6 protein-coding genes and 1 tRNA gene are annotated in these 14,141 nt (G+C 45.8%); 2 read left to right on the forward strand and 5 right to left on the reverse strand.

Translation table 11 applies throughout. The features are described 5' to 3' along the window. Positions 1-244 precede the first annotated feature (244 nt). Entirely contained in the window at positions 245-6,367 is a 6,123-nt protein-coding gene (locus HXT43_RS04125; RefSeq protein ID WP_415707201.1) for a Rib/alpha-like domain-containing protein, read from the reverse strand. A gap of 1,240 nt (positions 6,368-7,607) precedes the next feature. Beyond that, positions 7,608-8,540, reverse strand: a complete 933-nt coding sequence (locus HXT43_RS04130; RefSeq protein ID WP_415707203.1) for an ORF6N domain-containing protein — start codon at positions 8,538-8,540, stop codon at positions 7,608-7,610. Positions 8,541-9,196: 656 nt separating this feature from the next. On the opposite strand from HXT43_RS04130, the gene HXT43_RS04135 reads away from it, so the two are divergent. Next, positions 9,197-9,472, forward strand: a complete 276-nt coding sequence (locus tag HXT43_RS04135) for a type II toxin-antitoxin system RelB/DinJ family antitoxin (RefSeq protein WP_019260758.1) — start codon at positions 9,197-9,199, stop codon at positions 9,470-9,472. A gap of 17 nt (positions 9,473-9,489) precedes the next feature. After that, positions 9,490-9,753, forward strand: a complete 264-nt coding sequence (locus HXT43_RS04140; protein WP_080550925.1) for a Txe/YoeB family addiction module toxin — start codon at positions 9,490-9,492, stop codon at positions 9,751-9,753. A 21-nt stretch (positions 9,754-9,774) separates the two neighbouring features. Here HXT43_RS04140 and HXT43_RS04145 read toward each other — a convergent pair. From HXT43_RS04145 to HXT43_RS04155, 3 genes are all read right to left on the reverse strand, one after another. Further along, positions 9,775-9,847: transfer RNA gene (locus tag HXT43_RS04145), tRNA-Arg, on the reverse strand. 393 nt (positions 9,848-10,240) lie between these two features. After that, entirely contained in the window at positions 10,241-13,060 is a 2,820-nt protein-coding gene (locus HXT43_RS04150) for an ATP-binding cassette domain-containing protein (RefSeq protein WP_174143469.1), read from the reverse strand. A gap of 54 nt (positions 13,061-13,114) precedes the next feature. Beyond that, positions 13,115-13,723 carry an ECF transporter S component gene (locus HXT43_RS04155; protein ID WP_004105192.1) on the reverse strand — a complete coding sequence of 203 codons (609 nt, stop codon included), beginning with the start codon at positions 13,721-13,723 and terminating at the stop codon, positions 13,115-13,117. Between the last annotated feature and the right edge of the window lie 418 nt (positions 13,724-14,141).

The following is a 14,141-nucleotide window of genomic DNA, read 5'->3' on the forward strand; positions in this document are numbered from 1 at the left end:
CTCACAACTTGCGAGTGAGAGCCACATTCCGTACGCGTGCCGCATTCAGTGATCTAGCCACTGTTTGCCGCTAGCTACTTTTTTGCCGCGCACCAGGGTATGTGAACTAGCCACCGTTTTCCGCTAGCCACTGTTTGCGCGCGTCGCATTGCGCAACAAGTTTTAGCGAGAATCGCACTGCAAGCTTGCAGTCAGTTACGTCTTACGACTAGCCGGCTAGCAGGATTGCGTGCAAATGTTTTCATCAGCATCGCCACCTTTCGCTACGTCGCCTTAAAGCGCGAAGCTTTTTGGCAGTTTTGCAGATAAAATCTTTAATCAGTGTCTTACGCAGCAACGCATCAAGCATCGCGCGCCCCCACTTGGTTTGCTCAAGGAAGAACCCAGCCGCCATCACGCCCGTGCCAATCACAGCAAACGCACCAAGCAGCACGTTCCAGTTCATTCCGCCGGTCTTTGGCAGTGCGAATTTAGGTGGATCGATCACGGTCACATTAACAGCAATTCTGTTCCAGTCTTTTCCAACGGTTACGCCGGCAAGCTGAGCTGCTTGCATATTTGTAGACGAATACTTTTTATCAGCACTAAGCCCAGCATCAACAGTGTTATTAAACACCGTTAGTGCATTCGGCTTCAACGCAAACACAGCGCACGTGTAATTTCCAGCCTTTTGAGGTACGCCAGCAATATCGTCTTCACTGCGAGACACAGCGCTTTCTATGCTGTTCGGATCTTTATTCTTCGTGAATCCATACAGCAAGTTAGCTATGCAATTATTACTGTTCTCACTGCAAGACTTTCGCTGATCAGCAGTTGCAAAAGTCCACGGCTTTACACTTTCGCCATAATTCTGGTTCAGGTGCATATTGAGTGTATCGTCAAGCCCGCGACTCCACTTTTCCTCGCCTTGCTTAGTGCACATCATGCGCAATGAAATATTGCTACGATCCTTCAAGCTCCACGCGAGCACATACGGGTTCTTAGTAAGGCTCGTGCCGCTCATAACAGTAAGAGAATGACCTCCACCAAGAGTGTCAACAGGATCAGCATCTTGAGACCTTAGCAATGTCATCTTAAGATCCTTGTCGGCACCACTGCCCAAACCTGAAACCGTAACTTTCGCATACACAGGATTGCCGTTGTTTCCGGAATCCGACTCTTCCGAAGTGGAGCCATCCGGATAATGGATGACAATCTCTTTAAAGTACGATTTAGGCGCAACAGATTGATCTGGATGGAAGGTCACTTTGCCGTAACGCGTGCCGTCATCCTTGGCACTGTGCTTGCCACTCTTTTGTTTGGTAGGATCGTCAGGCTTATTGCTTTGCTCACCGGTGTTACCAGCAGCGGAAGCCCAATACGACCAGTCTAAAGACACACTCTTGCCCTTAGTACCGTAATCATTTACCTCAAAGCCGTTCGCAGAATCCTTAAACTCAAACCAAGTGCCATCCGGCAGCGCGCCAGCCTTCACAGCATCCTGGTATTTATCCGCACCGTTAGCGCTCTTAACGCTTTGAGGCACAGCATTCTCAACCTTTTGACCAGCCGTAACGTTCACATCAACGTACTTCGGGTTGTAGAAGTGGTTTTCGTTGTGAATCTTAATTGGTATTGGGCGCTTCGCATAGTCAATGCCTTCAACCGCGTTTTTGCTGCCGTTATCACCATCAAGTTTCCACTTGAAGTTTTGCAACGGATCAGTGTTATTCTTACTTGCATCTTTGTTGAGTTTTGCTACAGCTGCATCGAATCTATCAAGCAAATTATTGGTATCGTCCTTAAACTGCTTTTGCTTAATCGCATACACTACGCACTCGTAGTCACCAGATTCGTTAGCCTTGCCTTTAATCCATCCACGAGTACGCTCAGTTGTGTCGCGTGAGTTACCATTCGTAATGTAATCGTCATACAGCTGCCTATCAGGGTGGCACTGTCTGCTATCCTTCTCGCAGTCTTTCTGCTGTTGCGCATTCTCTGTATGCTCCCAAATTTTAACTTCCTGCATCGTAATGCCGGCAATACCGCCCGACTGGTAGTGAGACTTAGTGCCGTCTGAATTGATCTTATAGCAGATTGTGCGCAAATTGATTTTTCCAGGCTTATACACGGACCAAGAATCAAGCCAACGAGTCGTCTGTTTAGAAGCACTTAACTCCTCGCCCTTAGTGAGTTTGATTGTAGTATTAGACCAGTTGCCACTACCTTCTTTATCGCCAACATTCAAGTGCAAATTATCAGGAGTCTCATCATGTGATCGAGTAACCTTCACACTCGCATAAATAGGCTTGCCGTTGTTTCCAGAATCTGAATCTGTTGATTTAGAACCGTCCGGATAATGCACTATAACCTGCGTTTGGTCAGGAGCAACAGGGAACCACCTGTGCGGTCGGAACGTAACCTTACCAAACTGACCCGTGCCATTTTTAGCTGAATCACCAGAGTCAGCTTTATTGTCTTGACCATCCTCAAAGAATGCATAACTTAAACCATTCTTTTCAAACCAAGTGCCGTCCGGCAAGTCGCCTTCTTTCACATCGTCTTGCGACTTATCAGCACCGTTAGCATTCTTCTTGCTCTTAGGCACCTCAGTGGCTTTTTTAGTACCAGCCTCCATACTAATAGCCTTATACTCTGGGTTGTAATAGTGAGCATCACTATGCACATGAATTGGGAAGGTTACCGAATCCCAATCGATATGCCTTTGAGTGGCTTCTTGAAGACTATCTTTACCACCCGGCTTATCTGTTAAGACTGATTTAATAACCTCTTCAAACTTGCGATCACCAGGTTTCTTTACAAAGTCATTTACAGCTTTATCAAACTTATTTTGTAAATTACCATGCTTACCATCTTTATTTTCAAGGTCTTTAATAGCGTACACAGTGCACACAAAGTCGCCATTTTCCTTAACCTTGCCATGTAACCAACCCCAAGTGCGCTCTACTGTATCATGCTCATCACCGTATAAGTAAAGGTTACGGTTGCAGTTTTTACCATGAACCTTACATTCATACTTATTCTTTTCAGTAGCTCTCGTCCATTGTGATGGCTGCTTATCAATAAATTCACCGCTTGTAGTATTACCTTTTCGACCAGCAAGTGTCAAACCATTAATACCATCAATCTTATAGCTTTCAGGTTTACCAGTTTGTGGATTCTTTTTATAGCAAAGCATGCGCTGATAAATTTTTCCTTGCTTAGCACTTGACCATGAGTCAAAGAACATTGGCTTAGTGTTACCAGTAGCTTCGCCTAACACTTCATCTTTACGGAAACGCATACCATTTTTATCATTGTCTTCAATTCGTCTTCCGCCATATTGCGAATAAACATTGAGCTTTAAATCATTTTTTTGGATCGGTTGACTAGTTACCTCTACAGGCGCATATACAGGCTTGCCAAGATTACCAGAATCCGGATCTTCAGAAGTGGAACCATCTGGATAATGCACAATTACAGGAGCAAAATATTCACCAAGCCTTACAGTTCCTTCTGGAGAAAAAGTAACTTTGCCATATCTAGCGTCAGAAGTACTATCTTCAGGCTTATCCTCGCCTGTTTTCTTGTTACTTTGTTTGTTGACAAATTTATACCATGTAAGAACATGATTTTTACTATCTTTAGGATACTTTTTTAACTCAAACCAAGTGCCTTTTGGCAATCTAGTACCATCCTGCACAAGATCCTTTTGACTCTTGTCGTTACCTTCCACGCCGTTAGCACCAGAATGGCTTACTGGAGCAGCCGATTCTTTAGACTTACCACCAGCCTGCACATATACCTTATCGTATTGAGGATTATAATAATGCGCGTCGGAGTGAACCTTAATTGGCACAGTCCTAGATGTATAATCAATATCTTCTCTTAACCCATTGAAGGTATCCGAACTAATGATATTGGTAGAAGAACCGTCTTTGCTGCTAATATCCTTATTCTTGTTAGCAGCATCCTCAAATTTCTTCAAAGCCTTAGGCTTCAAAGCATACACAGTGCACTGATAATTACCAATCTTTAGTGGCTTTCCTGTGATGCTACCACGCGTACGCTCCATGGTATTGCCAGTGCTATCAAATAATTTGTTTGCTACACAACCCTGACCATTTCGACACTTTTCCTGTTCCTCATCAGTAGCATGAGGCCACGGTTTTTCGCCATTTATTTTTATTCCATTAATACCGTCAAGATAAAACTTAATATTCGTAGGACTTGTAGTATCAGCACACACAGAGCGAATCTTAATATCGCCAGGCTCCTGCACTGACCAAGAATCTATCCATGGCTGTGGATTAACATCACGATTCTTGCGGAATACGAATCCATTGTTGTAGTTAATCTCTTGACCATTTTGGTTCCTAGCAATATGGAGCTGCAAGTCACCAGTGCCAGGATCATGACGCTTTAAATTTACCTTCGCATAAACAGGATTACCCTGAGTAATAGAATCTTTATCTGTAGATTTTGATCCATCAGGATATGTAACTATTACTGGTGTCTTATAAGGATCATTTGGTTTACTTGCACTAAGCCACTTGTTAGGGTAAAAATATACAGAACCAGTCTTAGTATCTTGTGGTTGAATTGCAGACCACGATAAAGGTTCTATTCCGTGATTATACTTTCCTATTGCAAAAGTAGTACCTTCAGGTAAAGGACCCTTTATAGATCCATACGATCCATCACTGGTAGGTCTATCAGAAAAATCCTGAGTACCAGCATACATATCCTTTGTTGCATACACTGGGTTGTACAACTGCGACATCTTCTTAACTTTGAAAACGACCTTTTTAGATACACTAACCTGTGATTTCTTGCAGTTATAGAAAGATGGATCAGGATAATTTATACCTATATTAAAGGTTACAGTCTTACCCGCATCCTGCTTCCTAGGTTTGTATATGACCTCACCAGTGAATTCATTGAGGTATACATCACCATCCTGCATATTGTTACTACTCCACACACGCCGGACTCCGTCAGGTAGTTTTTGATTAGTAAACACATATGCTATGCCATTTTGTGGTATATCTTCTGTTTTATAGTCCTTAGGGTTTGTAGGCTTCGGATTTTTATCCTTATTGTATTCGAAATGACCTTTTACAGAATCACCAACCCACTTACCGGTATACATAAATGGTTTTTGCGAATAAGGTTTACCATAAACAGCGTTATAATCTTTGCCGTCATCGAATCTACCAAACGCACCTTTCGGCTCTGGATACCGTAGTTCATCCCAAGAATCAGGATTCGTGTTATGAGCGTGCTCCCATAAATCAGGGAAACCATCGCCATCTGTATCATAAGGACCCATGATCGCAAACTTGTGCTTATCACTATCATCTGATCTAAATCCTGCAATGAATGGAAGGTTTTCTGGAACAGTTACAGAATCATCAAGATAAGCAGAAACTGTCCATCGATACGCAGTTACGGTATCACCGTTCTCTCGAGAAATCAACACACGAGAAAAATCTCCGTGTTCTTTCCATTTTTTAACTTCACAAGTATCAAATTGATCTTTAAATTGATCCTTCGGATCTTTACCTTGTCCAAGGTTTCCTAAAGATAAATTCCAATCGTTTTGAAATTTCCACCCATCAGCATAGGTATATGTCCATCTGGTCCAACCTGCATTAAATTCTCCTGGATTCTTCTCATCTCCCTGTAACGACCAGTTAAAATTAGTTTGCCCAGGCAACAAACTTCGTTTTGTAAATTCACGATAAACATGAACACTAGAGTCATCAATACCCCTCGGAAGATATACGTAGATGTAGCTTCTACCATCCCAAGCCTGACCATCAGATTTCTGATTTCCAATATTTTCAGCATTGAATTGCGATGAGCCCATTCTTTTAAGTGCTAAACTGTTGGCATTAAAAGTTACTTTCCAAGTTATCTTTCTCCTGATACGACCATTATCATTAACAGTCTCTATTTCAGGATATGAAAGATCAATATCTCTCTGAGCGTCACCAACCCAATAACCATTATGAGTGAAAAAACCGTTACCTGATTTATCCCACCAAGCCTGATCAGCTTTCGCATTGTGTGCCGGCGGCACTATGAGCATGGTTACTATGGTTGCAGCGGCTACGAACATTGCGAAGAGCGCGCGGCGAAGAGTGTGAGATGGGCGTGCTGCGCGAGCGATGGTAACGCTGCCGGAATTAGCTGCGCTGCTGGAAGTGACTGCATTGTCGAAAGAAGTGCTGGCAGTGCCGAAAGTATTGGCATTGCTGGAAGAAATAACTGCGGTGCTGGAAGTACGAACGGCGCCGTCAGCGCTGGTCTTACGCCAGACCAAAGCGCGCGACGCAAGACGACCCACGCGTGATGCGAATCCACGGAACTTTGCTGGTAACATTTTCTCGCCTTCCTAGTCCTCAACCGCTGCACAAGCCGCAGTATATCCCAAATTCCAACTCTCTAATCTTTAAGACTTCACGTACCCAACCTGCATATGATGCCAATGCTCAGCGTACTAAAACCTTGTACGCACACTACTGCAAATGCCATAGACAGAGCCAACCACAGGTAGTCATTATAACATACCTGTATGCCCTATATGCAAGCATGGTTGCTGAAAAGCCTCTAATATTTATACCCCCCCCCCATGAAGGATTTCAAGCAAAACACGTGTTAGATTCGTGCATATAAAAAATTTCTATAATTTGCGGATTTTGCTAAAAAATCTACTGTAAAACGCATTTATAATGAATAATTTCCGACGACAAAACGCAAAAATCGCGTCTTCGGCGTGTCTAAAAACCGACCACTTTCCCAACCCAAAGTACTACATGTTGTTATAATGCACGCATCGCACCGCTATATACTGTGCTGGTATATACTGTGCTGGTATATACTGTGTGTATTGTGTGCTGTGTACTTCGCTGCTGTGTGGCGTGTGAGATTCGTCACTATATGCCGTGCTGCTGTATGATTCGTCTATATATACTGTGTGCTTCGTCACTATATGCCATGCTGCTATATATACTGTGCAGCACTCAAGCATGTCATCGCGTCAGAAAGAAAATCCGGCAGAAACTTTACACACGTGCGCAGTTTATGCCGCTTCCCAGCCAGATTCCGGCAGAAACTTTACAGCGGTGTAAAATAAAGGTCGTCTACGCACCAAAATCTGGCAGAAACTTTACACACGTGCGCAGTTTATGCCGCTTCCCAGCCAGATTCCGGCAGAAACTTTACAGCCGTGCGCAGTTTATGCCGCTTCCCAGCCAGATTCCGGCAGAAACTTTACGCACATGTACAGAAAAAGTCGTTTCCGCGCCAAAAAACGGCAAAAGCTTTACAGCTATGTAAAGAAACGGTCGTTTGCGCACCTTAATCCGGCAAAAACTTTACGCGAGTGCAGACAGAAAGCGCGAGCAGAAGTGCGGAGCCGGAAGAAACGGCAGAAACTGTGCAGCCGTGCGCAGTTTATGCCGCATACGCACGCACACAAAACACAACCGAATTCACAATGAACCACCACACAAACCTGCCCTGCCTTCGTCTTTATTGACGAAGGCAGGGCAGGTTTGCATTGAAAGCACACCGTGCTTTCAACTTTGAGCAAGCTCAGCGCTCCGAATTACCTTTGCGCGCTACGCTTTAAGCGCAAAGGTAGGTCGTCGCGCACAAACGTAAACAGCCTCATCATCCGTTCCATAATCTATAACCACATACCTATCGTGATACTTTCTGCCAGCAGTCTTAAACTTCAAATCAACACCAGGATAATCGCTTACAAAATCTCCCAACATGCTTTCCGTAAGCATATTCTTATTCCTAGCATTATCACTAAAAACTACTATTCCCACCCCTTCACCAGCAAAACGTAATAGTTCCAAAGTTTTAAGACCAATATAATTATCTACAACGTAAATGCTTTTCTTAGCTGATTTATATATTTTGCAATACGCAAGATCCGCTTCTATTTTATTGCCGTCCATAAGAAGAAAATGCTTATACGAATCTGGATTAATAAAATTATCCATTACCTTATTAAAATCTTCCTTCGTTGCCATTTGAGATTTTATTTCCGCTATATCTTTAGTATTCTGATTCGTTTGAATCGCCAACTGCGCTAACTCATTCGCGCCAATAAAATCCCTGTTTTCAACAATATAATCCTTCATTTGCTTAAAGGTTCTAATAAGCGCTTTCGACTGAATTATGGCAAGTTCGCCTCTTAACACAGTCATGAGCATATAAATACCTTGCTCCGTAAAAGCATATGGAAGCTTTCTGCGACCACCCCAACTTGATGTAGAATTTTTGCACCTCAAGTTTTTGAACTCGTCAGCAGTTAGCCGAAACATAAAATCTTCGCCCTCAAACTTTTCAATATTATTCTTAATCTGTCTATTGAAATTTTTCGTTTCATACCCATATATTTCAGCAAGCTCAAAATCAAGCATGACTTTTTGATTACGAATGTTATAAATCTTCTCTTTTATTATTTCAGCGTCTATTATCATTCCAACAGACGCGTTTTTAGAGTCAGCGATAATTAAATTTTTATTCCCCTCTACCATAAGATCACTCCTAAAAATGTGCGTAAAACCTAGCGCAGTGCAACAAAAACGTAACTTCTAACACAAGACCCATAAATCACAAGTAACACTGCAAAATCACAAGCAACACTGCAAAATCACAGAAACAAATCACTAAGTTACTAAAATCACGCAAATCACATATAAACGCATCGTTTAAACGCATCAGCGCATATACAACTATTCTACAAAACAGTACAGGAAAAGCAACGAGTAGACAGGCACGACCGAAACGACTCAACCGCGCGCAGTTTATGTCGCCTACGCGCCAAAAAGCGACAGAAACTGTGCAGCCGCGTAAAATAAATGTCGCGAAATGACGGAATTGCGACAGAAACTGTGCAGCCGCGCGCTACGCTCCAAGCGAAAAGGCAGGTCGTGTCGCTCGCGCGGATTAACCGCGTTCACGTCCTCGCTTGCGTTGAAAGCACACCGTGCTTTCAACCCTAAGCAAGCTCGGCGCTCCGAGTTGCTTTCGCGCGCTAAATCGCAGCGCTCAAGCAGGTCGTCGCGCGCTAAAATCATCAATAATTGCTTGCATAATTAATGATATTTACGTTACATTATATAGAATTATTGTATACTTATATGAGAGTATGAGAAAAAGTACAAAATTCACCATAGACATAGGAGTCAAAATGACTACAGCAACAACAGATATAGTAAACGTAAACTTTCGAGCAAAGAAAGAAGACAAACTCAACGCGGAACGAGTTTGCAAGGAGCTCGGAATCTCTATGAGCGCCGCGCTGAACGTGTTTATTAAAACGATTGGTCGCGAAAAGAGGATACCGCTAGATTTTTCGCTAGATCCGTTTTACGAACCGTCAAATCAAGCATATTTGAAATCGCAGATTGACGGTGTGAGAAATGGAACCATCAAGCTCGAAGAGCACAATCTAATAATGGATTAGGACGTAGGGTTCAAACAATGAGAAAGATTGCTTGGACTCCAGATGCCTGGAACGACTATCTCTATTGGGAAAGCGATAATAAAACTCGCAAAAAGCTCAACAATATTATTAAAGAGATTATGCGGAATCCAATAGACGGAAAAGGTAAGCCTGAACCACTCAAAGGAAACTATTCTGGCTGCTGGAGTAGACGAGTAAACGATAAGGATAGAATCGTTTACTCATTTACAGATGACTCGATTATAATCTACGCCTGCAGAGGCCACTACGACGATAAGTAGGGAAAGTAGAAAAATCAAAAGTGGGCTTAATGGGGTTCGAACCCACGACCTTCTGCTCCGGAGGCAGACGCTCTATCCACTGAGCTACAAGCCCACAACTCGAGAAAGTATACACGCTAGTGAGGATGCGCGACGACCTGCTTGAGCGCAGCACAGCGCGCGCGAAAGTAACTCGGAGCGCCGAGCTTGCTCAGGGTTGAAAGCACAGTGTGCTTTCAACGCAAGCGAGGTCTGCCTGCGGCTTTATTACGAAGGCAGGGCAGGTTAGTATGGTTGTGCTTTAGAAACTAGATTGTGACTGGGGATGCGAAGCAAAAAGCGGCAGAAACTTTACAGCGGTGTAAAGGAAAGGTCGGCTACGCACGAAAAAACGGCAAAAACTGTGCAGCCATGTAAAATAAAGGTCGGCTACGCACGAAAAAACGGCAGAAAGTTTACAGCCGCGCGCAGTTTATGCCGCCTGCGCACGCAATCGCGCGCACAGCCATCACGCGCCGCCGAGGAAGGCGAAGGTGCCGAAATAAAGCGCAGCCGCAACAGCAACCGACGACACAATCGCGCACACAGCAAAAATCCACCAGTCGCGTGCACGCACACGACTCACGCGAGCGTGCGAACGCGCACCAACTCCCCCAAAACCGCGCGCTTCCATAGCCGTGGCGAGCGTCGTCGAACGTCGAATCGAAAGCACAAGCAGCGCAAACGACTGCGGGAAGAACGCCCTCACGCGATGTTCATCACCCAAACCGCGCGAACGCCTCGACGCAGTCAGCGCCGCCCAATCATCCTGCAGCACGCCAAACAGCCTAATTCCAGCCAAACCGCCGTACACGAATCGATCCGGCAAATGTAGCACCTGACTGAAAGCATCCGCCAAATCCGTAGCATCAAGCCCAATCACCATCACAATCGACGGCACGCCAATCGCCAAAATCCTAAGCGAAGTTGCAACAGCCAGCATAGCCGAACGATCCGTAGCATGCATCAGCCACCACTGGAACCAAGTATTTCCACCACTTTTGCCGTATAGCAACACAGTGAGCGCGGAAGTCGGCGCGCCCACCCACACAGGCCACGAAAGGCGAATCACACGCCATGGCGGAAGCTTAATGCACGCAAAAATCACAAATTCCAGCAGCAACGCAACCGAAGCAGAAACGCAATCAAGCGTAAAAAGTAGCGGAATCGAAGCCGCGAACGCTCCAAAAATGCGAAATACTGGATTAATTGACGCAAGAAGCGGCGATTTGCTTGAAAGTTTCGCTTCCTCGTCGCGATTGTTTACAGCGCTCACTTTGATACGCGAAATGTCTGTTGCGCCGGTAGTTGCGGAAAGCGCTTCGGAAGCACTCGCTTCGGTAGATTTCACAGCAAGCGCTTCGGTAGATTTTGCTTCAGCAGCACTCACTTCAGCAGCACTCGCTCCAGAACCAGCAGCTTCAGCAGCACTCATTTCAGCAGCTTCAGCTTTCGCATCCGGCACAAGTTCAACCAAGCGCGCACCCAACGCCTCAACCAGCTCACGGTCGTGCGTCACCACAATAATGCTCACACCCCCGCTACGAAGGCTTGCAATCAAGCGAATAATTTGCAACCAAGTTTTGCGGTCCTGCCCAAAAGTCGGCTCGTCCAAAATCAGCACACGCGGAGCCGCAGCAAGCGACGCTGCCACAGTCAGACGACGCTTTTCACCTCCCGAAAGCGTGTACGGATTCGCCTTCGCGTAACGAGCCAGACGGAATCGCTTCAGCAACTCCTGAGCCTTCGCGCGCGCCTCATCCGCCGAAACACCCGTGCGAAGCGGTCCCAACATAACCTCATCCAACACCGAACCACACGCAAACTGATGCTCCGGATTCTGAAAAACGTACGAAATGCGCTTCGCCAAATCAGGCGACTTCCACTTCATTGGATCCGTACCATTCGCGCCTTGAGCAAGAGCATCACTCGCCACAACCTCGCCGCTTACTGCCGGCAAAAGACCAGCCAAAGTGAGCGAAAGCGTTGATTTTCCAGCACCGTTCGCGCCGACCAAAGCCGTAATCTGCCCGGCTTTAAACTCAAGATTGATGTGACGCGCAATCGGCTCGCTATTATGGCTGATTGCGAGGTCCTTCGTGGAAAGTAGCACTTCTCCGTAGCCTTCCGCTGGATTGCAGTTTTCGTAATATTTTTCAGAAGATTCTGCATTTGCGGAAGAATTACTTACGGAAGAATTACTTGCGGAAGAATTTTCAGGAGATTCCGCATTTGCGGAAGATTTTTCGGAAGACTTTGCGTTGTGCTTGTAACGCTCCGGAAGCCAAATACCCAGATCCTCAAAGTCCAAATCGGTGCGATTAAACACATCGTCTGGCGTGCCGTCCGCCACAATCACCGTGCGCGAAGAAGCCGCGCGCGCAATATCGTCATCGTGAACGGTTTCGTTGTTCGCAGCTTTTCCGTTCGCAGCTTCATCATTCTCAAGCCCAAGCACAACCACGCGGTCAATCATGTCAATCCATGGCTCCGCGTGATGCTCCACAAGCACCATCGTGGCATGCGTCGAATCCAAGACCGCGCGCACAGCACCAACAATCTGCTGCGTGCCATCCGGATCCAAATTCGCAGTCGGCTCGTCCAAAAGCAGCACACTCGGCTGCATAGCGAGCGCGCCAGCAAGCGCCAAACGCTGCATCTGACCGCCACTTAAATGCGAAGTTGAGCGATGCAATTGCAAGCCATCCAACCCAACTTCTTTAAGACTTTTGCGCACGCGATCCCAAATCTCACCGCGCGGAACGTTCATATTTTCCGGACCAAACGCAACGTTATCCCCCAAACGCTGGAAAATCGCCTGTGCATCCGGATCTTGCAAAACCAAACCAACGCGACCGCGCGCACGTCGAACCGGCACGCCGTCAACCAAAACGCAACCCTCGCTCACACCACCATCGGCATCTTCGACGAGAGTGGTTTGCTGGGATTTTGCGCCATCTTCGCTATTTTCTACGCTATCTTTTGCGCTATTTTTCGCCACAAAATCATTGCCAATAAGACCTGCCGCGCCGCTTAAAATCGTGGATTTACCGATGCCTGATGCACCAAGCAGCAACACGCGCTGCCCCGCCTTAATTGTGAGGTCCAACCCGCGCACAGCAAAAGCGCGACGGGAAGCATGACGATAACCCCAATGCTCAAAACGAAGCTCAGCGTTATTAGCTTTGCTAGCTTTATTAGCGTTATTAGCGCTGCTGTCACTATTGCAATTGCTTGAAGCTGATGGAAGGAAAGTTTCAGATTCTTGCGATTTAACAGCATCAGGCATAGTAAATCCTTTATGGCAATGATAGATTTTTAATTTTTGCGAATACGTTATTCGCTATTTTTCGCGTATTTCGCGACCGGACGCAAACTGATCCAACGCGCCGGTCTTAGCGATTCCCACATACAAGAACCACATTAAAACACCAGCAAACACAATTCCGGAAACCACTGTGCTGGCGAAGTATGGAAGACCATACTTGCCGAATACGCTAACAGCCTGCAACTTACCGAGGAAGGTGTAACCCCAGCAACCAATGCCAGTCAATGCGCCGGAAAGAATCATTGTGTTCAAATTCCACTTCTTGTAAGCGAAAATAATGAACGCAATTTCAGCAAACAGACCCTGAACCACTGCAATAGCGAAGGTTTCAGCACCACCCCACTGATTGCCCATCAAAGCTTCGAGCACGCCAGCTACGACTTCAGCGTAAATAGCAGCACCCGGCTTACGCACGATTACTGCGGCCAAAGGAGCAGCGAAGAGCCAAAGACCGTTAATAAGACCTGCAAAACCTGGAAGAATGCTGTTTAGCGCAGTCCATGGAACCTCACTAAAAATGGCAACAACCCAATAAATAAAAGCAGAAACAACGCCAATTACGGAAGCAACTGCGATGTCTGCAACACGCCACTGCATGTTGGACTGATAATTTTCTTCTGACATAAAAATGTGCCTTTCTTGTTACGTGTTGCAATGCGTTACATTGTGCGCAATGCAATATTTTGCGTTACATGTGTACATTACGATGCTGTGCGTCAAACGCGTTACATTGCGATGCGTTACATGCAATACTTTGCGTTACAAAGAAACCTTGCAACACCTCTCCAGGCACGGGAAAAACAGACCTCCGTGCGCCGGTATTACCCGGATTCACGTTCAAGCGGTTTTCTCTCAGCTCTGAATGTTCACGCTTACATAAGCGAGAACACAGAGCACCCGTGTCGATTGACGATTGTACGGCAGCGCGTAGACGCACGCCGCAACGAGACTAATTGTTTACGCACGACAGTTCCTTTACAGCGGTGTACAGTTTATGCCGCCTACGTGCGCAATCCCGGCAGAAACTTTACGCGCGTGTAAA

It is taken from the genome of Gardnerella sp. DNF01195 (genome assembly GCF_049244175.1).
GTDB lineage: Bacteria > Actinomycetota > Actinomycetes > Actinomycetales > Bifidobacteriaceae > Bifidobacterium > Bifidobacterium leopoldii.